Source organism: Streptomyces shenzhenensis (assembly GCF_021462265.1).
GTDB lineage: Bacteria > Actinomycetota > Actinomycetes > Streptomycetales > Streptomycetaceae > Streptomyces > Streptomyces shenzhenensis.
The window spans coordinates 47,708-68,886 of sequence record NZ_JAJONF010000002.1 but is presented as its reverse complement, the minus strand read 5'-3'; the positions used below and the strand labels follow the sequence as shown (position 1 = coordinate 68,886).

Here is a 21,179-nt window from a genome sequence, read left to right as displayed (position 1 = left end):
GCTTTTGTTGTCGCACGACAACTGAGTTAGTCTGCGGTCGATTTCCCGTCGGCCGGAGCCGTCGAACGGCGTCGCCACCGGTGGTGGGGCCGCGCGGCGCCGGCCTGGTCCCGGGTCCTCGGGGCGCGGGGAGCCTGCGAAGCGGAACGAGGGTGGGGATGACCGGCACTGCGATGGACGCCCAGGTGCGGGGCGGCCCGCGCGAGCAGGAGCTCCGGCAACTGCTCGCCGGGCTGACGGCGGTACGCGACGGTGACTTCGGCACCCGCCTGCCGTCCGACGGATCGGGTCTGCTCGGGGACATCGCCACGGTGTTCAACGGCATGGTCGACCAGCTGTCCGTGTTCACCTCGGAGGTGACCCGGGTCGCGCGCGAGGTGGGCACCGAGGGCACGCTGGGCGGTCAGGCCGAGGTGCCGGGGGTCTCCGGCACCTGGGCGGACCTGACCGAGTCGGTCAACGCCATGGCGGGCAACCTCACCACGCAGGTCCGCGACATCGCCCAGGTGGCCACCGCGGTGGCCAAGGGCGACCTCTCCCAGAAGATCGACGTGCCCGCGCGCGGCGAGATCCTTCAGCTGAAGGAGACCGTCAACACGATGGTCGACCAGCTCTCCGCCTTCGCCGACGAGGTCACCCGCGTCGCCCGCGAGGTCGGCAGCGAAGGGCGGCTCGGCGGCCAGGCCCAGGTGCCCGGGGTCGGCGGTGTCTGGCGCGACCTCACCGATTCGGTCAATTTCATGGCCGGCAACCTCACCTCCCAGGTCCGCAACATCGCCCAGGTGACGACCGCGGTCGCGCAGGGCGACCTCTCCCAGAAGATCACCGTCGACGCCCGCGGCGAGATCCTCGAACTCAAGAACACCATCAACACCATGGTCGGCCAGCTCTCCGCCTTCGCCGACGAAGTCACCCGGGTGGCGCGGGAGGTGGGCACCGAAGGGCGCCTCGGCGGGCAGGCCGACGTCAAGGGCGTCAAGGGCACCTGGCGCGACCTCACGGACTCCGTGAACTTCATGGCGGGCAACCTCACCGCGCAGGTCCGCAACGTCGCCCAGGTGGCCACCGCGGTGGCGGGCGGCGACCTGTCGAAGAAGATCGACGTCGACGCCCGGGGCGAGATCCTGGAGCTGAAGACCACCATCAACACGATGGTCGACCAGCTGTCCTCGTTCGCCGCCGAGGTCACCCGCGTCGCCCGCGAGGTCGGCAGCGAGGGGCGGCTCGGCGGCCAGGCCGAGGTGGAGGGTGTCGAGGGCACCTGGAAGCGGCTGACGGAGAACGTCAACGAGCTGGCCGGGAACCTCACCCGGCAGGTCCGCGCGATCGCGGAGGTCGCCAGCGCCGTCGCCGAGGGCGACCTGACCCGCTCGATCACCGTGGAGGCCTCCGGCGAGGTCGCGGAGCTCAAGGACAACATCAACGCCATGGTGGGGTCGCTGCGCGAGACCACCCGGGCCAACCAGGAGCAGGACTGGCTCAAGACCAACCTCGCCCGCATCTCCGGTCTGATGCAGGGCCACCGCGAGCTGCCCGTCGTGGCCGAACTCGTCATGGACGAGCTGACCCCGCTGGTGTCGGCCCAGTACGGCGCGTTCTACCTCGCGGAGGACACCGAGCGCGGGCACGAACTGCGGCTGGTGGGCTCGTACGGGGCTCCGGACGACGCGGAGCGGCCGACCCGTATCCCGGTCGGCCGCTCCCTGGTCGGGCAGGCCGCGCGCAACCGGCGTCCCATCACCGTGGACGAGCTCCCGGAGGGCTACGTCACCATCTCCTCCGGCCTCGGGCAGGCGCTGCCCCGCGCCCTCGTGGTGCTGCCCATCGTGGTCGAGGGACAGGTCCTGGGCGTCATCGAACTGGCCTCGCTCACCCGGTTCACCCAGATCCACCAGGACTTCCTGGCGCAGCTCATGCCGACCATCGGCGTCAACCTCAACACCATCGTGGCCAACGCCCGCACCGACGAACTGCTGGAGGAGTCCCAGCGCCTGACCGCCGAACTGCAGTCACGGTCCGAGGAGTTGCAGGTACAGCAGGAGGAACTGCAGCGTTCCAACGCGGAGCTGGAGGAGAAGGCGTCCCTGCTGGTCGACCAGAACCGCGACATCGAGGCGAAGAACCTCCAGATCGAGCAGGCCAGGCAGGAGCTGGAGACCCGGGCGCAGCAGCTCGCGCTGGCCTCCAAGTACAAGTCGGAGTTCCTGGCCAACATGAGCCACGAGCTGCGCACACCGCTCAACAGCCTGCTGATCCTCGCGCAGTTGCTGGCACAGAACCCGTCGCGCAACCTCACTCCCAAGCAGGTCGAGTACGCGGGCATCATCCACTCGGCGGGCTCGGACCTGCTCCAGCTGATCAACGACATCCTCGACCTGTCCAAGGTGGAGGCCGGCAAGATGGACGTCGCTCCGGAGCGGGTCCCGCTGCGCCAGCTGCTGGAGTACGTCGAGGCGACGTTCCGGCCCATGACCTCCCAGAAGAGCCTGGACTTCGCGGTCGCCACCGCGCCGGGAACGCCCGCCGACCTGCTCACCGACGACTCCCGGCTGCGCCAGATCCTGCGCAACCTGCTGTCGAACGCGGTGAAGTTCACCGAGCAGGGCGGGGTGCGGCTGCGGATCGAACCGGCCGCCGACCGCGAGGTGCCGCCGGAGGTCCAGCGCGGCGGCCCCGTGGTGGCCTTCCGGGTCATCGACACCGGCATCGGCATCCCCCAGCACCAGCTGGAGACGGTCTTCGGCGCGTTCCAGCAGGCCGACGGCACCACCAGCCGCAAGTACGGCGGCACCGGGCTCGGCCTGTCCATCACCCGGGAGATCGCCCATCTGCTCGGCGGTGCCGTCACGGTCGACAGCACCCCCGGTCAGGGCAGCACGTTCACGCTGTATCTGCCCGTCGCGCGCGCCGACTTCGAGGAACTCCTGGAGGCCGGGGTCCGGCCGGTGGAACAGTCCCAGGACGGGGCCGGCGCCGAGGAGCCGTCGGCGCCGCGTGCGCCGGCCGCGCCCACGGCGGCCGCCGAGCCGCGCAGACGCCGGCTGCTGGTGATCGAGGAACGGCCGCGCGGGCTGCTCACACTGGTCGCCGAGCGGGCCGTGGCGGACATCGCGCAGGGCCCCGACGATCCGCACGGGGCGATCGACATCATCACCGCGGTCGGGGCGCAGGAGGCGGCGAGCACCCTGGCGGCGCAGGCCTGCCACTGTGTCGTCCTGGAACTCGGCATGCCCGGCCAGGAGGGTGCGGGCTTCCTGGAGGCCATGCGCGGTGATTCGGCGCTGGCCAGCGTGCCCGTCCTGGTGCACACCGGGCATCGGGTGGATCTGGCCCAGGAGCAGGGACTGCGGGCCCTGGCCGGTGACCGTCCGCTGGACTTCCTGTCCAGCCTGGACGAGCTGCGCGAGCGCATCACGCTGCACCTGTCGGCCGAGCAGCCCGGCGACGCGCTGTCCCTGGTGCGCGCCGAGGAACCGCACCACCCGGCCGCGCAGGTCGTGGACGACGCCTTCCTGGGCCGGACGATCCTGGTGGTCGACGACGACGCCCGTAACCTCTTCGCCCTCAGCGGGGTGCTGGAGCTGCACGGTTTCCAGGTGCTGCACGCCGACAACGGCCGCAAGGGCATCGAGATGCTGCTCGCGCACCCCGACATCTGCCTGGTCCTGATGGACGTGATGATGCCGGAGATGGACGGCTACGCCGCCACCACGGAGATCCGCGCCATGCCGCAGTACGCCGAGCTGCCCATCATCGCCGTCACCGCGAAGGCCATGCCGGGCGACCAGGAGAAGAGCCTTGCCTCGGGTGCCAACGACTACGTCACCAAACCCGTCGACACGGGTGACCTCATCGGCCGCGTCCGGCGCTGGCTGCCCGGGTGACCGCGCGTCACGGCCGTATCCGCCGCCAGCCGACCGCGTGACGCCCCGGGGCGTCCCAGCCGAGGAACAGACTGACCGTGAGTGATCTCCGTCAACCGCCCGAACCCGAGGGCGCGCGACTCCCGGCGGCCGCCCACCGCCTGCCATCGGAGACCGGACCGTCGGAAACCGGACTGTCAGAGACCCGACCGTCGGAGACCGGACCGGCCGGCCCGGGACCGGTCGATGTCGGCTCAGGCGGGCCCCCCGCCGGCGCTGGCGGCCTTGTGGACGGGGGCGCCGCCGTCACCGTTTCCGGCTCGGCCGTTCCTGCCGCCGACGCGACCGCGGGCACGGCCGGGTCCGGGGAGCCGAACCCCGTCGGCAGGCTCACCGCGACCGTGGAACGGCTGCGCCGGGAGGTGCGGGCGGCGCAGGCGGAGGCCGACGGACGAGCCCTGATCGAACTGGCGAAGGGCATCCTGGTCGAACGGCTGCGCTGCGGCCCGGCGCAGGCCGCCCGGCAGTTGGCCGAGCTGGCCGGACAGGCCGGGGTGACACCGCTCGAATTCGCGGTCGACGTCATCAACCAGGCGGCCCGCGACCGGCTCTCGGAGGTGACCGCGGCTTTCCTCGCGGCCACCGCCGCCGACTCCGGGGCCGGGGAACCGGCGGACGTCCGCACCTCGGCCGTACGGCTGCGGGAGGCCGAGAGCGGCGTGCTGGCCGCCCACGACACCCAGGCCGTCGCCGACTCGCTGCTGGAACACGCCCTGACGCCACTGGGTGCGCGAGCGGTGGCCATCTGGGCGCTGGGCTCCGACGGATCGCTCGCCCTGGCCGGCACCGCGGGATTCTCCGCCGCCGAGGCCGGGCGCTGGCGGCATGTGCCGCCGGGCGTGACCACCGTGGCCCGCCGGGGGCTGGCGGAGCGCGCGCACCACTGGATCCGCAGCCTGGCCGAGACCGGCATGCCGTCCATCGGCCAGCACGATCACCCGGAGGGCGGCCGGGTCGCCGTACCGGCCGGGACCGGCGGACGGATCCACGGTGTCCTGGAGATCGCCTGGCCCACCCCGCTGGACCACCCTCCCCCGCCCGTCGTCCGTCAGATCGAGGCGCTGGCCGAGCTGTGCGCACACACCCTGGAGGCCTACGACCCGCACGCCGCGGACGCTGCCGAGGGCCCGTGCGTCCTGCCCGACGTCACGGAACTGATGGACCTGGTCGACGGGCTCCACGACCCCGCCCTGGTGCTCGTGCCGGTGCTGGACGCCGACGGCGAACTCGCCGACTTCCGCATCCATCACGTCAACGGCCGCTTCCTGGACCCGGCCGGCCGGCCCCGGAGCGTCGTCAACGGGGCCCTGCTGCTGGAGACGTACCCGATGACCGCCGGTCACAGCGAGCTCTTCGAGCGGATAGAGCGGGTGCACGCCACCGGCGAGCCCTACCGTGCCCGCCGCATGCGGCTGACCGCCCTGGTCGGCGACGTCCCGCTGGCGGCGGTCGCCGACATCAGCATCAGCCGGCACGGGAGCTGCGTCCTGCTCGTCTGGCGCATCGAGGACGAGACGGCCCGCCTGGCCAGCCTGCTCCAGCACGCCCAGCGCCTGGGCCGCATCGGCGGTTTCGAGGAGAACCTGCTCACCGGCCGGATCACCTGGAACGGCCAGCTGTACCAGCTCTACGGCAGACCCGCCACCGCCACCCCGGTGGCGCTGGAGGAGCTGCCCGCGCATGCCCACCCGGACGACGCCGTGGCCATCGGACGGTTCCTGCGCACCCTGCTGCACCATCGCCGGGCCGCGTCCACGGCCTTCCGTCTCCAGCGGCCCGACGGGGTCACCCGGCACATCCGGGTGGTGGCCGAGCCGGTCCTCGACTCCGAGGGCGAGCTGTACGTCGTGCGCGGCGCCTACCAGGACATCTCCGCCCATCACTGGACCGAGGTCGCCCTCGCCGCCACCCGCGACCAGCTCGCCCACACCGAGCAGCAGGCCAGCGAACGCAACCGTCTCGCCCTCCAGCTCCAGCACGCCATCATGCCGCCCACCCACACCCCGCTGGCGGTGCCGGGGCTGGACCTCGCCGTGCGCTACCGGCCCGCGGAGACCCAGCATCTGATCGGCGGCGACTGGTACGACGCGGTCCTGCTGCCGTCCCGGCTGGTGCTGCTGTGCGTGGGGGATGTCGCCGGGCACGGCATCGACGCGGCCACCAGCATGGTCGTCCTGCGCAACGCGCTGCGCGGGCTCGCCGTGACCGGCGCCGGCCCGGGACAGTTGCTGTCCTGGCTCAACATGGTGACGCACCGCCTGGCCGGCTCCGTCACCGCCACCGCGGTGTGCGGACTGTACGACCCCGACCGCCGCACCCTGCGCTGGGCCCGGGCCGGCCATCTGCCGCCCGTCCTGGTGCGCGGTGCGGCGGCGGAGCCGCTGCCCCTGGTGCAGGGCCTGCTGCTGGGCGCCCTGCCGGAGGCCTCGTACCAGGAGCACGAGGTGCAACTCGCGGTCGGCGACACCCTGCTGATGTACACGGACGGTCTGATCGAACGCCGTGACCGGTCCGTGGAGGAGTCTCTCGCGCAGTTGCTGAAGGTCGCGCGCACGGTGCCGCCGGCCCTGGACCAGCAGGTGGACCGCCTGCTGGTGCACAGCCGGTCCGACACCGACGACGACACCTGCGTCGTGGGCATCCGCGTGACCCCATGACTGCCGGCGTCCGCGTCGGGTACCCGCAGGACGGGAGGTACCCGATGTTCGAAGCAACCGACATCCGAGAGTGGCGCGGTCACGACGTCGTCGACGCCGCCGGGCACCGGATCGGCGTCCTGGAGTCGGTCTACGTGGACACCACGACCGACAAGCCCCGCTTCGTCACCGTGACGGTCGGGCTGCCCACCCGCCGCCGGCTGGTGTTCGTCCCGCTCACCGAGGCGACCGTCGGCCCGGCCTATCTGAAGGTCGCGTACCGCAAGGACGTGGTCAAGAAGGCGCCGTCGATCGAGACCGACGGCGAGCTGCCCGCCGCCCGGGAGCCCGCGGTCTTCGCGCACTACGAACTCGACTACGTCCCGGGCGCGGGCGGCGAGCGCCGTCTGGCCCGCCGCTGACCCCACCGAGTCCGTCCGGGAGAGCCGATGACTCTGTTCCTGTTCCTGATCCTCGTGGCCCTCGTGCTGGGCATCGTCGGATTCGCCGTCCATGGACTGTTCTACCTGTTGGTCATCGGCGCCGTCGTACTCCTCGCCGACCTCTTCCTCGGCGGTGTCCGGCTGCGGCGCGGCGGCCGGCACCACCGCATCGCCCGCTGACACCGTCCGGTGATATTTACTAACGAGTGGTTGAGCAGTTCAGACTGATAAACCTACTGTTAGTACCTGTGAAGGCAGACCTGGCCGCCGAGGACGGCGGTATACGTGACCTGAGCGAAGCCACCCGGCTCGCGTCCGATCTGCGGCTCGCGGTGGGCCGGGTGACCCGGCGGCTGCGGCAGGCGCACGCCGTGGGAGACGTGTCGCTGTCGGGCGTGTCCGTGCTCGCGCGGCTCGCGGCCGAGGGCCCGGACTCCCCTACCTCCCTCGCCGAGACGGAACGGGTACGGCCGCAGGCCATGGCCAGCACCCTCGCCCGGCTCGAACAGCGCGGGCTGGTCCGCCGTACCCCCGACGCCACGGACGGGCGGCGGAGCATCGTGGCCGTCACCGAGGAGGGGCGGGCGGTGCTCGCCGAGCGGCGCTCCGAGTCGGTCCAGCGGCTCGCCGCCGTCCTCGACACCTTCTCCGACCAGGAGCGCGCGACGCTCGGGGCGGCCCTGCCACTCCTCGGCCTACTGGCGGAGCGGCTGTGAGCGGCCGCGGGTGGTCCGCCGCCCTGCGCCCGGCCCGCCATACGCAGACCCCGGCCGGGCCCGGTTACAAGTGGGTCGCGCTCTCGAACACCACCCTCGGCGTGCTGATCGCCATGATGGACGCGTCGATCGTGATCATCTCGCTGCCGGCGATCTTCCGCGGCATCGGGCTCGATCCGCTCGCGCCGGGCAACATCGGCTATCTGCTCTGGATGATCCTGGGCTATCTGCTGGTGTCCGCCGTGCTGGTCGTCGTGCTCGGGCGGCTCGGCGACATGTTCGGGCGGGTGCGGGTCTACAACCTGGGCTTCCTGATCTTCGCCTGCGCCTCGGTCGCGCTGTCGCTCGACCCGTTCCGGGCCGGGGCCGGCGCCCTGTGGCTGATCCTGTGGCGGATCGTGCAGGCCTTCGGCGGGTCCATGCTCACCGCCAACTCGGCCGCCATCCTCACCGACGCCTTCCCGGCCCGGCAGCGCGGCATGGCCCTCGGCATCAACCAGATCACCGCGCTGGCAGGGCAGTTCCTCGGCCTGCTGGCCGGCGGACTGCTCGCCGCCGTCGACTGGCGGGCGGTGTTCTGGGTCAGCGTCCCGGTCAGCGTCACCGGGACGATCTGGTCCTACCTGAGCCTGCGCGAGACCTCGGCGGGCCGGCCCGGCCGGATCGACTGGCTCGGCAACCTCACCTTCGCGGCCGGCGCCGGCATCCTGCTGGCCGGGATCACCTACGGCATCCAGCCCTACGGCGGCAGCGCCACCGGCTGGGGCAACCCGTGGGTGCTCACCGGCCTGACCGGTGGTGTCGCCCTGCTGCTGGCCTTCTGTGTCATCGAGACGCGGGTCGCCGAACCCATGTTCAACCTCGCCCTCTTCAGGAACCGGGCGTTCGCCGCGGGCAACGCGGCCGCCCTGCTGACCGCGATCGCGCGCGGCGGGCTGCAGTTCATGCTCATCATCTGGCTGCAGGGCATCTGGCTGCCGCTGCACGGCTACGACTTCGAGGACACCCCGCTGTGGGCCGGCGTCTTCATGCTCCCGCTGACGCTGGGCTTCCTGATCGCGGGGCCGGTGTCCGGCTACCTCTCGGACCGGTTCGGTGCCCGGTTCTTCTCCACCGCGGGACTGGTCGTCGTCACCGGGTCGTTCCTGGGGCTGCTGGCGCTGCCCGTCGACTTCGACTACGGGCTGTTCGCGGCGCTGCTGCTGCTCAACGGCCTCGGCCAGGGCATGTTCTCCGCCCCGAACACGTCCTCGATCATGGGCAGCGTGCCGGCCGAGTACCGGGGCGTCGCCTCGGGCATGCGCGCCACCTTCCAGAACTCCGGTACGGCGCTGTCCATCGGCGTCTTCTTCTCGCTGATGGTCTCCGGGCTCGCCTCCTCGCTCCCGGCGACGCTGCGCAGCGGCCTCATGGCACACGGCGTGCCGGCCGCCTCCGCCGCGCACGCGGCGTCGCTGCCGCCGGTGAGCACGCTCTTCGCGACGTTCCTCGGCGACAACCCCATCGAGCACCTGCTCGCCTCCGAGGGCGTCCTGGGCCAGGTCACCCAGGCCCAGCGGTCCGCCCTGACCGGCCACACCTTCTTCCCGCAGCTGGTCTCCGGTCCCTTCCACCACGGCCTGGCCGTCGTCTTCGGGGTGGCCGCCGGCATGGCCCTGGTCTCCGCGGTGGCCTCCGCCCTGCGCGGCGGCCACCGTCCCCAGGGCGAAGGGCGTCAGGCGCCCGCCACGAAGATCACCGCTCGGTCAGAGCGGTGAGGACCCGGTCCGGGGTCAGCGGCAGGGTCCGCAGGCGGGCGCCCGTGGCGTGGTGGACGGCGTTGCCGATGGCGGCGGGGGTGCCCACCACGCCGATCTCGCCGATGCCCTTGCTGCCCATGGGGTTGAGGTACGGGTCGTCCTCGTCGATCCAGTGCGCCTCGATGTCGGGGACGTCGGCGTGCACGGGGATGTGGTACGAGGCCAGGTCGGCCTCCGCGAAGTCGCCGAACGCCGCGTCCACCGTGCTGCCCTCGGTCAGGGCCATGCCCAGGCCCATCGTCATGCCGCCGACGAACTGGGAGCGGGCGGTACGGGAGTTCAGGATGTGTCCGGCCGCGTAGACGCCGAGCAGCCGGCGCACCCGGACCTCGCCGGTGACGGTGTCGACGGCCACCTCGGCAAAGTGGGCGCCGAACGCGTGGCGCGCGTGGGTGCTGCCGGCGTCGGCCCGCCCGCTGGTGTCCGCGCGGACACCGATCCCCCGCTCGGGCAGCGGGCCGGTGTGGCCGGCGAGCCGGTCCAGCAGCCGGGCGCAGGCCTCGTGCACCGCCCAGCCCCAGGAGGCGGTCCCGGAGGAACCGCCCGCCACCGGTGCCTCGGGCAGGTCGCTGTCGCCGATCTCGGTGCGGACCCGGTCCAGGGGTGTGCCGAGCGCGTCGGCGGCGATCTGGGCGAGCACGGTACGGGCGCCGGTGCCGATGTCGGAGGCGTTCACCCGGATCAGGTAGGTGCCGTCCGGCCGTGCCTCGGCGGTCGCCGTGCACGGGGAGACCATGACCGGGTAGGTGGCGGCGGCCACCCCGGTGCCGATCAGCAGCGGGCCCTCGGCGCGCCGCGCCCCGCGGGGCCACCCGAACCGGCGGGCGCCCTCGCGCAGGCACTCCACGAGGTGCCTGCTGCTGAAGGGCAGCCCGCCGGCCGGTTCCCGGTCGGGTTCGTTTCGGATCCGCAACTCGACGGGGTCCATGCCGAGTTCGCCGGCCAGCTCGTCCATCGCCGACTCCAGGGCGTACATGCCGGTCGCCTCGCCGGGCGCGCGCATCCAGGAGGGGCTGGGCACGTCGAGCGGGACGACATGGTGCACGAAGGACAGGTTCGGGGTGGCGTACATGACTCCGGAGGTCGTGCCCGCCACCTCCACGAACGACCGGACGGGCGAGGTGTGGGTGGTCACGTCGTGCAGGAGGGCGGTGAGCCGGCCGTCCGCCGTCGCGCCGAGCCGCAGCCGGCTGAGGGTGGGGGCGCGGTGGCCGACGACAGTCGGCAGGTGGCGGCGCGGGTAGGCGAGGGTGACCGGCCGGCCGGTGTACCGGGCCGCCATGGCCGCGAGGACCACGTCCGGGCGTGGGGAGCCCTTGGACCCGAAGCCGCCGCCGACGTGTTCGGCACGCACGGTGATCCGGTCGACGGGCAGGGCGAACAGCCCGGCGAGCACCCTGCGGACGTCGCCGGTGCCCTGGCTGGAGGTGTGCACCGTGAGCCGGCCGCGGTCCCAGTGGGCGGTGCTGGCATGGGGTTCCATCGGGTGGTTGTGCAGGGGCGGGGTGCGGTAGGTGACGTCCACGCGGACCGGGGCCGCGGCGAAGGCGGACTCCGGGTCACCGCGCCGGCAGCGGGTGGGCTGGCCGCCGTTGGCCTCCTCGGGCTCGTGGGTACTGGGGTGCCCCGGGGTGAGGACGACGTCGTGGTCGGCGGTGTCGTAGGTGATCCGTACGGCGGCGGCCGCGGCGCGGGCCGCCTCCGGGGTCTCGGCGACGACCAGGGCGACGCACCAGCCCCGGTGCGGCACCTCGGAGTCCTGGAGCAGGGCGAGGGTGGCGTCCTCGGGCTCGGCGAGGCGGGGGGCGTTCTCGTGGGTGAGGACGGTGAGGACGCCGGGGACGGCGCGGGCCGGACCGGTGTCCATGCCGGTGATCCGGCCGCGGGCCACACAGGCGGGCACGGCTCGGGCGTGGACGCGGCCGGGCAACGGGTGCTCGGCGGCGTAGCGGGCGGTGCCGGTGACCTTCTCGAGCCCCTCCCGGCGCTCGGCCGGGGCGCCGAGGGCGGCGGTGCGGGCCATGGGAACCTCCGGGTCACAGCGAGGCGGGGGCCGGGGCGAGCCGGGTCAGCACGTCCAGGGCGAGGTTGCGGGCGAGGGGCACCTTGTAGGCGTTGTCCGGCAGTGGGCGGGCGGCGGCGAGTTCCAGGTCGACGGCGCCGGCGAAGACCGCCGGCGTGGCCGCCTCGCCCAGCACGGCCGCCTCCGCGACCCGGGCCCGCCAGGGGCGGTGCGCGAGCCCGCCGAAGGCCAGGCCGACCTGGGTGACCATGCCGTCGGCGACGCGCAGCACGACGGCGGCGGAGGCGAGCGCGAAGGCGTACGACGCCCGGTCGCGGGCCTTGCGGTAGGCGGAGGGCGCGCCGGCCAGGGCGGCGGGCAGCAGCACCCCGGTGATCAGCTCGCCGGGGCGCAGCTCGGTGTCCCGTTCGGGATGGTTCTCGGGCAGCCGGTGGAAGTCGGTCAGGTCCACGGTGCGGGCGCCTTCGGGGCCGTAGAGCTCGACGCGGGCGTCGAGGGCGGTGAGGGCCACGGCCATGTCGGAGGGGTGGGTGGCGACGCAGTGCGGTGAGTGGCCGAGGACCGCGTGGTCACGGTGGACGCCCTTCAGGGCGCCGCAGCCGCTGCCGGGCTCGCGTTTGTTGCAGGGCTTGCCGGGGTCCTGGAAGTAGCCGCAGCGGGTGCGCTGGAGGAGGTTGCCGCCGGTCGTCGCGACGTTGCGGAGCTGACCGGAGGCGCCGGCGAGCAGGGCCTGGGACAGCACGGGGTAGCGGTCGCGGACCAGGGGGTGGGCGGCGAGGTCGCTGTTGCGGACGGTGGCGCCGACACGCAGGCCGCCGTCGGGCAGCTTTTCCAGCCGGTCCAGCGGCAGCCGGCTGACGTCGATCAGCGCGGTGGGCCGTTCGACGCCGAGCTTCATGAGATCGACGAGGTTGGTGCCGCCGGCCAGGTAGCGGGCGCCGGGGCGGGCGGCGAAGGCCTCGACGGCCTCCTCGGGGGTACGGGCGCGGACGTAGTCGAAGGACCTCACGGGATCACGTCCTCGACCGCCTCGACGATACGGGGGTAGGCCCCGCACCGGCACAGGTTGCCGCTCAGCCGCTCGCGGATCTCGGTCCGGTCCAGCGCGACGGGCCGGCCCGCGGGGGCGGCGGGGTCGGTGACCTGGGAGGGATGTCCGGCGGCGGCCTCGGCGAGCGCGCCGACGGCGGAGCAGATCTGGCCGGGGGTGCAGTAGCCGCACTGGAAGGCGTCCCGGTCGAGGAAGGCCCGTTGCAGCGGGTGGGGGCCCTCGCCGTCCGCGGACAGGCCCTCGATCGTGGTGATCTCGCTGCCGTCGAGGGCGACGGCCAGCAGCAGACAGCTGTTCACCCGGCGGCCGTCGGCCAGCACGGTGCAGGCACCGCACTGGCCGTGGTCGCAGCCCTTCTTGGCGCCGGTCAGGCCGAGGTCCTCGCGGAGCACGTCGAGGAGGACCCGCCGGTGGTCGAGGAGCAGGGTGTGCGGTTTGCCGTTGACCCGGAGGGTGGTTTCGGAGCGCTGGATCTCGCTGCCCATGGCGTGCCTGACTTCCGGACGGGCCGTGCTGCCGTTCAGTCCGGGTATCCAGCTCACGCCGTCCCACACGTGCGGTGGGCGCGGACGGCCGCGGGTGACCCGGCGTGTCCGCCGGGTCACCCGCGCCGAGGCCGGGGCCTGTCTGTCACGGGTACGAGGCGAGGTCCGCCACGTTGGTGGACGAGTTCGAGGGTCCTCCGCTGTTGTTGATGACGTGCGTGATGGTGCCGGTGCCGCCCAGGGAGACCGTCACCATGCTGGTGAACCTGACGCCCGAGGTGGCCGGTGCCTCGATGGCGTGATCGGCGACGACGCTCGGATTGCCGCTGAAGTAGCAGTAGCTGCCGAGACCGTACGCCTGGTGGCTGGTGACCGAGTCGGCGACCTTGTAGGCCGCGTAGCCCTTGGTCGAGCCGTTCGTCCAGGACGACTGGTTCGGCGGGTCGTACGGCATCTCGTTCTGGTAGAAGTACGTCCGGCCGCCGTTGCCGTTCCAGATGGTCTGGTACTTCTGGAAGTGCTCGACGAACAGGCCGTACATGGTGACGTCGTCGCCGCCCACGACCAGTCCGGTGTCGGCAGTGTTGGTGGTCCAGCCGACTCCGCTGCCGTGGTCGGCGCGCCAGATCCACATGTGGTCGCCGATGACGTTGTCGCTGTTGACGACCAGGCTCGTGGTGGCCTTGCCGACGCCCGCGCCGCCGACGCGGAAGTACACGTCGTGCAGCGAGGTGGGGTCGCTCGCGTGCGCGGCGGAGGAACCGCTCGGGCCGACCTCCACCAGGGTGGCGGAGTTGGTGGTGCCGGCGTCGAAGAGCAGGCCCGCGATGTTGACGCCGTCGACGTCGGCGACCTTCATCGCGGTGATGCCGTTGTCCGGGACGAAGGTGGCGAGGCCGAGGCCGAGGACGACGGTGTCGGCGCGGTTGATCTGCAGGGTCTGGTCGAGGTGGTAGACACCCGGGGTGACCAGGAGGTTCTTGCCCGCCGTCAGGGCCGCGTTGATCTGCGAGGCGGTGGCGCCCGGCTTCACCACGTAGAAGCTGTCCAGGGAGAGCGAGGTGCCCGACGGCGTGCCCGAACTCCAACTGGTGCCGGTGGAGTTGGAGCGTGTCGACGGCACGAAGACCTGGTAGGCGCCGGCGCTGTCGACGTACAGGAAGGGCTTCTCCCGGACGACCGGGCTCTGGGCGACCGTGGTGTCGGGCGGGTTGGGGAAGCTGGTGCCCGGGACGCCCTGGCTGCCGACGAAGACCATGTTCCAGTTGGCACCGGTCCAGCTGCCGAGCTGCGAGTTGCGGGTCAGCCACTGCTGCTGGCTGCCGGAGTTGACCTGGCCGTCGATCTTGCTGTCGGCGATCAGGCCGCCGCTGGACCAGCCGCCGTCGTCCAGGGCGAGGTTGCCGCGCAGGTGCATCCGGCGGTAGGCGGAGGCCTGCGAGACCGCCCAGCGGTCCGAGCCGCCGGTCGGGGTGACGGAGAGGTTCTCCGCGCCCCGCCAGAAGTTCTGGGTGGCGTTGCCCTGGAACCAGTCGGCCTCGGCGTGCACCGCGCCGTTGATGTTGACCGCGTCCGGGGTCAGGCCGAGGCCCAGCACCTGGGTGTAGAAGCCGACGTTGACGTCCGCGCTGTAGGTGCCCGGCTTGAACATCACGGCGTAGCGCTGGGAGCCGAACTGGTTCGTCTCCTGCTGCTGGAAGATCGAGTCGAGGCGGCTCTGGATGGCCGACGCCGACATCGACGGGTCGAAGACGACCACGTTCGGTCCGAGGTCGGGGTCGCCGGACGACGGCGGCGTGACGGAGGCGACCTGGAAACGCTGGGCCGCGGTGCCGTTGCAGGTGTACTGGACCAGCTGCACGCTGTCCGCGGTCGAGGCGGCCGGGTCGTCGAGGCACTTGCCGCTGTTGCGGTTGACGAAGTGGTAGGCGCCGCCGCCCTCGTCGACCGGCAGCCACTGCTGGTTGGCCCCGCCGCCGTACGCCCACAGCTGGGCCGGGGCGTTGTCGGCGGTGGAGACGTCGGTGACGTCGACCACCTGGTCGGTGTTGTTGGCGTTGTTGATCCGGACGTAGCCGTCGCTGGTGGCGGTGAGACTCCACTGCTGGGCGGTGGTGTTGTTGCAGGTGTACTGCTGGACGGCGGTGCCGTTCGCGGTGGCGGCGGACCTGGCGTCCAGGCACTTGCCGCTGGCGGCGTCGGTGAGGGTGGCGAAGCCGGTGGGCAGCGCGGTGGTGGCCGCGTGCGCGGACGGGGCGGCGGTCAGCAGGGAGGCCCCGAGAACGGCCAGCACTGCGGCGGTCGTCGGTCTGCGGCGCCGGGGAAGGCGAAGCACTGGATCTCCTAGTCCGAGGTGTCGGGGGTCAGCCGGTGTATCCGGCGAAGACGCGCGTGTAGTCCCAGTCGGACTGGCTCACGCCGGAGCAGCTGTCGGCGGAGCCGCCGGTGCAGGGCCGGTCCCGGTTGGCGGACCAGAAGGTGAGCCGGGCCAGGTGGTGCTGCTGGGCGTAGGCGAGAATGGTGCGGAAGTCGGCCACCGTGACGGTCTCGTTGTCGTCGGTGACGCCGTTCATGGACGAGATGCCCATGTCCCGGTAGGCGGTGTCGTCGCTGTAGCCGTACGCGGACTTCAGCGCGTTCTTGAGGCCCTCGGCCGCCTGCACCGTCAGGTTCCCCATGTTCTGGCCCGCGCCGCCGAAGTCGAACGGCATGATCGCCCAGGCGTCGACGCTCAGCCCGGAGGACGCGGCCCGGTTGATCAGGCTGGTGTCGGGGCCGCTCTGCCCGGTGCCGATGGTGATGTACACCTTCAGGCCGGAGTTGGCGGCCTTCACCGCCTTCAGCGCGTCCACGACCCGCTGCTGCACGGTCCCGTTGCTGTAGGCGTCGGCCTCCAGGTCGATGTCGATGGCCTTGAGGCCGCCGTAGGCGTTGATCACCTTCTGGTAGGCCGCCGCCAGCTCGCTCGCGCTGGAGCAGGAGCTCTCCAGTTTGTTGCCGCTGTAGCCGCCGAAGGACGGGATCACGTCACCGCCGCCCGCACGCACGGTGTTGATCGTCTGCTGGTCGACGCCGCCGGTCAGTGCCCGGCTGCCGTCCCACTGCGGGTTGCAGTAGCCGTTGCTGAGCACGAAGGCGAGCGTGTAGTACTTCACGCCGGTCGCGCCGGTGATCGTGGCCGGGCTCGGCGGGTCGCCCCAGCCGTTGTAGAGGTAGGGTGCCACGGCCATCGGTGAGGACGGGGTGGTGCCGCCGTCGGCCGCGGGCGCGGTCCACTTCTGGTTGGCGCCGCCGCCGCAGCTCCAGATCTGGATCCGGGTGCCGTTGGCGGAGTTGTTGTCGGTGACGTCCATGCACTTGTCCGCCTGGGGATTGACGATGTCGTGCGCGGACGACACGGTCCACTGCTGGTTGGCGCCGCCGGTACACGTCCACAATTGCAGCTTGGCGCCGTCGGCGGCCGAATTGCCGGTCACGTCAAGGCACTTGCCGAGGGCTCGGATGGTGCCGTCGCTGCCGACCGTCCACTGCTGGGCGGCGGTGCCGTTGCAGTCGTAGAGCTGGACGGCCGTGCCGTCGGCGGAGTTGGCGCCGGCGACGTCGAGGCACTTGCCGGCGAGGCCGGTGATGGTGCCGGTGGCGGCCTGTGCGGGGAAGGCGGTGAGCAGGCCTGCGGCGAGCGTCAGCGCGGCCAGGGAGACAGCCGTAGGGAGAGGTCTGGCCATTGTGGGGGTGGCCTTTCACGCGGGGGGATGCGACACGGATGCGGTCGACTCCCGTGCGGTCACCGGGCGTCGAGCACATCCGTGAGGCTTTGTTTAAGGCGTGAAACTAAAGGTCCGGACCAGTCGCGTCAAGAGGTCGCGCGCCAAAGAGGCGCGGGCCGCGTCGATGTGCGGCCGCCGCCGCGCGCGTGCCACCCGCCACATCGGACCCACCGACGGAAACGGCCCGCGGCCCCCGGGCGAGGGCCGCGCGGCTCACACCGGCGGCTCCTCGGCGAGTCTCACCCCGGCGGCACCTGGGCCGGTCTCACACCGACGGCACCTCGGCGAACTGCGTCCGGTACAGCTCCGCGTACCGCCCCTCCGCCGCCAGCAGCGTCTCGTGGGTGCCGCGCTCCACGATCCGCCCCGCCTCGACCACCAGGATCTGGTCGGCGGCCCGGATCGTGGACAACCGGTGGGCGATGACGACGGCCGTACGCCCCTCCAGCGCCTCGGTCAGGGCCTCCTGGACGGCCGCCTCCGAGGTGTTGTCGAGATGGGCGGTGGCCTCGTCGAGGATCACCACGCGCTGGCGGGCCAGCAACAGCCGGGCGATGGTCATCCGCTGCCGTTCGCCGCCGGAGAACCGGTAGCCGCGTTCGCCGACCACCGTGTCCAGGCCGTCGGGCAGCGACCGTACGACCTCGTCCAGCCGGGCCCGGCCGAGGGCGTCCCACAGCTCCTCGTCGGTGGCCGCGGGCCGGGCGAGCAGCAGGTTGGCGCGGACGGTGTCGTGGAAGAGATGGCCGTCCTGGGTGACCATGCCGAGGGTGGCACGCACGGAGCCCGCGGTCAGGTCGCGGACGTCGACGCCGCCGATGCGGACGGCGCCCTCGTCGACGTCGTACAGGCGCGGCAGCAACTGGGCGATGGTGGATTTGCCGGCCCCGGAGGAGCCGACGAGGGCGACGGTCTGGCCGGGTTCCGCGCGGAAGGAGATGCCGTGCAGGACCTCGCTGCCGGCGCGGGTGTCGAGAACCGCGACCTCTTCGAGCGAGGCGAGGGAGACCTGATCGGCGGCCGGGTAGGCGAAGCGGACGTCCTCGAACTCGACGGCCACCGGGCCCTCGGGGACCTCGCGGGCGTCCGGCTTCTCCTCGATCAGGGGCTTGAGGTCGAGCACTTCGAAGACCCGCTCGAAGCTGACCAGCGCGCTCATCACCTCGACGCGGGCCCCGGCGAGCGCGGTGAGCGGGGCGTAGAGGCGGGTCAGCAGCAGGGCGAGGGAGACCACGGCGCCCGGCTCCAGGGTGCCGCGCAGCGCGAACCAGCCGCCGAGGCCGTACACCAGGGCGAGCGCGAGCGAGGAGACCAGGGTCAGCGCGGTCATGAACACCGACTGGGTGGTGGCGGTGCGCACGCCGATGTCGCGGACCCGGGCGGCCCGGGCGGTGAACTCGGCGGACTCCTCCTCCGGTCGGCCGAAGAGTTTGATCAGGGTGGCGCCGGGAGCGGAGAACCGCTCGGTCATGCGGGTGCCCATGTCCGCGTTGAGGGCGGCCGCCTCACGCTGCATACGGGCCATCCGGCCGCCCATCCGGCGGGCGGGCACCACGAACAGTGGCAGCAGCACCAGCGCGAGCAGGGTGATCTGCCAGGACAGGGTGAGCATCACCACGAGCGTGAGCACCAGCGTGACCAGGTTGCTGACCACGCCGGAGAGGGTGCCGGCGAAGGCCCGCTGGGCGCCGATCACGTCGTTGTTGAGACGACTGACCAGCGCTCCCGTACGAGTACGTGTGAAGAACGCGACAGGCATGCGCTGCACATGATCGAACACAGCCGTGCGCAGGTCGAGGATGAGTCCCTCCCCGAGCGTCGACGAGAGCCGCCGCCCGAGCACCCCGAGCGCCGCCTCCACGACCGCGACCAGCGCGATCAGCAGCGACAGCCGTACGACCGCGCCGGTGTCGTGCCCCGACACGATCGCGTCGACGACATGGCCGGCGAGCACCGGGGTGGCGACGGCGAGCAGGGCGGTCACCACCCCGAGCAGGACGAAACGTACTATCCCGGCCCGGTGTGGGCGGGCGAAGGCGGCGATGCGGCGCAGTGTGGCCCGTTCGAACGGGCGCCGCTCCTGCTGGGCGGTCATCACGCTGTGCAGCTGCATCCAGGCGGTGGTCTCCATACTCATGCGGAAGAACGTACGACCTCAAGCCTCGTTGAGGTCAATGCCGGTCCGCCGTCCCCTCGCACGAAGGACCCCACGCGCCCTCACCCGCTTCGCGGCCGTCATCCGGTTTTTCCTCTTCCGCCATCCGCCGTTGGGGCGGCCCGGAGAACCTCTCCCGGTGTGACAGCGGCAAGAATCCCCGACTTCCGTGAGAGCCGTCTCCCCGGGCTCGTCCGCCGCATCCCGGTGCGGCACCTCCTCACCCTGATCCCGCTCGTGCTGGTCGCGGTCATCGCGGTGCGGCACTGGCCGGTCCTGGTCGAGGGCTTCGGCCACCTGCGCGACGCCTCCTGGCCCTGGCTGCTGGCGGCCGGCGGCGCCACCTGCCTGACCTGGGTGGCCGCCGCCTTCACCCGGCAGGGCGCCGTCGTCCAGCCGCTGCCCCGCTGGCGGCTGCTGGCCACCCAGCTCGCGGCGGGCTCTGCCAACCATCTGCTGCCCACGGGTCTCGGCTCGGGCGCGGTCAACCTCCGGTTCATGACCGTGTGCGGGGTGCCGCTCGCCACCTCCTCGGCCGCGCTGGCCCTGTATCTGCTCGCCGAGTCGATCGCCCGGGTGGGCCTGATGACCGTGTTCTTCGTCGCCTTCCCGGACGCGCTGCGGCTCGACGGCCTGCTCCCGGACGGGGACGTGGGTCCGGTCCTGGCCGTCGCCGGCACGCTGGTGGCGGTGGTACTGGCCGCGCTCTTCCTGGTACGGCGAGTGCGCGAGCCGGTGCTCCGCTTCGTGCGCGCCGCGCTGGGCGAGGCCCGCTCGGTGCACACGCGTCCGTCCCGGGCGCTCGCGCTGTGGGGCGGCTCGCTCGCCTTCCCCGCCCTCCAGGCGGCCGGTCTGGTGGCGGTGGGACAGGCGCTCGGCCTCGGCGTGCCGCCCGCGCACATGGCGCTGGCGTACCTGGCGGCCACGGTCGCCGTCGCCCTGATCCCCACGCCGGGCGGCCTGGGCTCGGTGGAGGCGGCGCTGATCGTGGCGCTGGTGGCGGCCGGGGGCCCGGTGGCGGTGGCCACGGCCGTGGTCCTGGCGTACCGGATCATCACCGTGTGGGTGCCGTTGCTGCCGGGAGCGCTGACACTGGGAGCGCTGGTACGGCTCAAGGTCATCTGACGCCGGGTGACCTTCCGACGGAGGGAAACACATGCCGGTCCGCCTGGAACGCAAGGGACCTGTCACCACGGTCGTCCTGTCCCGGCCCGAGGCGCGCAACGCGGTGGACGGGCCGACCGCGGCCGAACTGGTCGCCGCCTTCCGCGAGTTCGAGGCGGACGACGAGGCGCGGGTGGCGGTGCTGTGGGGTGCGGGCGGCACGTTCTGCGCGGGCGCGGACCTCAAGGCGATGGGCGGCGAGCGCGGCAACCGGGTGGCGGCGGTCGGCGACGGCCCGATGGGCCCGACCCGCCTGCGCCTGTCCAAACCGGTGATCGCGGCGATCGCCGGGCACGCCGTGGCCGGGGGCCTGGAGCTGGCCCTGTGGTGCGATCTGCGGGTCGCCGAGGAGGACGCCGTGTTCGGCGTCTTCTGCCGCCGCTGGGGCGTGCCGCTGATCGACGGCGGCACGGTACGGCTCCCCCGGCTGATCGGCGCCGGCCGGGCGATGGACCTGATCCTCACCGGCCGCCCGGTCCCGGCCCCGGAGGCCTACGAGATGGGCCTGGCCAACCGGATCGTCCCCGCCGGCCGCTCCCGCGAGGCGGCCGAGGAACTGGCCGCGTCGATCGCGGGTTTCCCGCAGGCCTGCCTGCGCAGCGACCGCGCCTCGGTACTGGACCAGGAGGGGCTGGCCGAACCGGCGGCGATGGCCGCCGAGATCCGGCACGGCATGGGCGTGCTGGCAGAGGGTCTGGAAGGCGCGGCGCGGTTCACGGCGGGGGCGGGCCGGCACGGCTCCTTCCCGGGCGACTGAGCAGCCCCGCCTGCCCGGCGACTCCCGCCTGGCGGCCCGGCGGCCCGGCGGCCCCTGGCGCCTGTTGCCAAAGTGCCGTCTGCCGCGCGACGCCCGGCACACCCTCTCGCCGCACCGCCCGAAAGCCCGGGTACGCCCGGTACGAGGGCTTCCGGACGGCACTCCCCCAGCCTTCGGCCGGGGGGACACCAGAGCATGCACCGGACGCCGCGCGGCCGCTCTTCGGGCGAGAACGCACCTTCGCAACAGGCCCTGGTCGC

The 21,179-nt window shown here is 72.6% G+C and carries 14 protein-coding genes; 8 read left to right on the top strand and 6 right to left on the bottom strand.

The window, feature by feature from the left end:
* The first annotated feature begins 158 nt into the window (after positions 1 to 158).
* The 6 genes from LQ326_RS02850 to LQ326_RS02825 all read left to right on the top strand — a co-directional run bounded on the left by LQ326_RS02850 (position 159) and on the right by LQ326_RS02825 (position 9,475).
* The gene (locus LQ326_RS02850; RefSeq protein ID WP_234532011.1) at positions 159 to 3,884 is read left to right on the top strand and encodes a HAMP domain-containing protein; all 3,726 of its coding nucleotides are present in this window, start codon (positions 159 to 161) and stop codon (positions 3,882 to 3,884) included.
* A 266-nt stretch (positions 3,885 to 4,150) separates the two neighbouring features.
* Complete coding sequence (locus tag LQ326_RS02845) at positions 4,151 to 6,580, top strand: SpoIIE family protein phosphatase (RefSeq protein ID WP_234532010.1); 2,430 nt, start codon at positions 4,151 to 4,153, stop codon at positions 6,578 to 6,580.
* 44 nt (positions 6,581 to 6,624) lie between these two features.
* Positions 6,625 to 6,981 carry a PRC-barrel domain-containing protein gene (locus tag LQ326_RS02840; RefSeq protein WP_234532009.1) on the top strand — a complete coding sequence of 119 codons (357 nt, stop codon included), beginning with the start codon at positions 6,625 to 6,627 and terminating at the stop codon, positions 6,979 to 6,981.
* A gap of 27 nt (positions 6,982 to 7,008) precedes the next feature.
* Complete coding sequence (locus LQ326_RS02835; RefSeq protein WP_234532007.1) at positions 7,009 to 7,182, top strand: hypothetical protein; 174 nt, start codon at positions 7,009 to 7,011, stop codon at positions 7,180 to 7,182.
* Between the two features lie 68 nt (positions 7,183 to 7,250).
* Positions 7,251 to 7,718: a MarR family winged helix-turn-helix transcriptional regulator gene (locus LQ326_RS02830; RefSeq protein WP_234532005.1), complete on the top strand. Its 468-nt coding sequence runs from the start codon at positions 7,251 to 7,253 to the stop codon at positions 7,716 to 7,718.
* On the top strand, positions 7,715 to 9,475 hold the full coding sequence (locus tag LQ326_RS02825) for an MFS transporter (RefSeq protein WP_372496713.1): 1,761 nt from the start codon (positions 7,715 to 7,717) through the stop codon (positions 9,473 to 9,475). Before LQ326_RS02830 ends, LQ326_RS02825 begins: the two co-directional genes overlap by 4 nt.
* Here LQ326_RS02825 and LQ326_RS02820 read toward each other — a convergent pair.
* The 6 genes from LQ326_RS02820 to LQ326_RS02795 all read right to left on the bottom strand — a co-directional run bounded on the left by LQ326_RS02820 (position 9,453) and on the right by LQ326_RS02795 (position 18,974).
* On the bottom strand, positions 9,453 to 11,540 hold the full coding sequence (locus LQ326_RS02820; protein ID WP_234532003.1) for a xanthine dehydrogenase family protein molybdopterin-binding subunit: 2,088 nt from the start codon (positions 11,538 to 11,540) through the stop codon (positions 9,453 to 9,455). The genes LQ326_RS02825 and LQ326_RS02820 overlap by 23 nt on opposite strands.
* Positions 11,541 to 11,553: 13 nt before the next feature.
* Entirely contained in the window at positions 11,554 to 12,549 is a 996-nt protein-coding gene (locus LQ326_RS02815; RefSeq protein ID WP_234532001.1) for an FAD binding domain-containing protein, read from the bottom strand.
* On the bottom strand, positions 12,546 to 13,076 hold the full coding sequence (locus tag LQ326_RS02810) for a (2Fe-2S)-binding protein (protein ID WP_234532816.1): 531 nt from the start codon (positions 13,074 to 13,076) through the stop codon (positions 12,546 to 12,548). Before LQ326_RS02810 ends, LQ326_RS02815 begins: the two co-directional genes overlap by 4 nt.
* A 145-nt stretch (positions 13,077 to 13,221) precedes the next feature.
* Positions 13,222 to 15,411 carry an RICIN domain-containing protein gene (locus tag LQ326_RS02805; protein ID WP_234531998.1) on the bottom strand — a complete coding sequence of 730 codons (2,190 nt, stop codon included), beginning with the start codon at positions 15,409 to 15,411 and terminating at the stop codon, positions 13,222 to 13,224.
* Between the two features lie 28 nt (positions 15,412 to 15,439).
* Positions 15,440 to 16,801, bottom strand: coding sequence for a chitinase (locus LQ326_RS02800; RefSeq protein ID WP_234531997.1), 1,362 nt, complete (start codon positions 16,799 to 16,801; stop codon positions 15,440 to 15,442).
* A gap of 307 nt (positions 16,802 to 17,108) precedes the next feature.
* The gene (locus LQ326_RS02795) at positions 17,109 to 18,974 is read right to left on the bottom strand and encodes an ABC transporter ATP-binding protein (RefSeq protein ID WP_234532814.1); all 1,866 of its coding nucleotides are present in this window, start codon (positions 18,972 to 18,974) and stop codon (positions 17,109 to 17,111) included.
* 165 nt (positions 18,975 to 19,139) lie between these two features.
* On the opposite strand from LQ326_RS02795, the gene LQ326_RS02790 reads away from it, so the two are divergent.
* Positions 19,140 to 20,123: a lysylphosphatidylglycerol synthase transmembrane domain-containing protein gene (locus tag LQ326_RS02790; RefSeq protein ID WP_234531996.1), complete on the top strand. Its 984-nt coding sequence runs from the start codon at positions 19,140 to 19,142 to the stop codon at positions 20,121 to 20,123.
* A 31-nt stretch (positions 20,124 to 20,154) separates the two neighbouring features.
* Entirely contained in the window at positions 20,155 to 20,919 is a 765-nt protein-coding gene (locus tag LQ326_RS02785; protein WP_234531995.1) for a crotonase/enoyl-CoA hydratase family protein, read from the top strand.
* The last annotated feature ends 260 nt before the right edge of the window (positions 20,920 to 21,179 follow it).

Bases quoted from the DNA above. Each gene is read 5' to 3' on its own strand.
- LQ326_RS02795 (WP_234532814.1), bottom strand. From the start codon at position 18,974: ATGGAGACCACCGCCTGGATGCAGCTGCACAGCGTGATGACCGCCCAG.
- LQ326_RS02800 (WP_234531997.1), bottom strand. From the start codon at position 16,801: ATGGCCAGACCTCTCCCTACGGCTGTCTCCCTGGCCGCGCTGACGCTC.
- LQ326_RS02820 (WP_234532003.1), bottom strand. From the start codon at position 11,540: ATGGCCCGCACCGCCGCCCTCGGCGCCCCGGCCGAGCGCCGGGAGGGG.
- LQ326_RS02850 (WP_234532011.1), top strand. From the start codon at position 159: ATGACCGGCACTGCGATGGACGCCCAGGTGCGGGGCGGCCCGCGCGAG.
- LQ326_RS02840 (WP_234532009.1), top strand. From the start codon at position 6,625: ATGTTCGAAGCAACCGACATCCGAGAGTGGCGCGGTCACGACGTCGTC.
- LQ326_RS02785 (WP_234531995.1), top strand. From the start codon at position 20,155: ATGCCGGTCCGCCTGGAACGCAAGGGACCTGTCACCACGGTCGTCCTG.
- LQ326_RS02810 (WP_234532816.1), bottom strand. From the start codon at position 13,076: ATGGGCAGCGAGATCCAGCGCTCCGAAACCACCCTCCGGGTCAACGGC.
- LQ326_RS02835 (WP_234532007.1), top strand. From the start codon at position 7,009: ATGACTCTGTTCCTGTTCCTGATCCTCGTGGCCCTCGTGCTGGGCATC.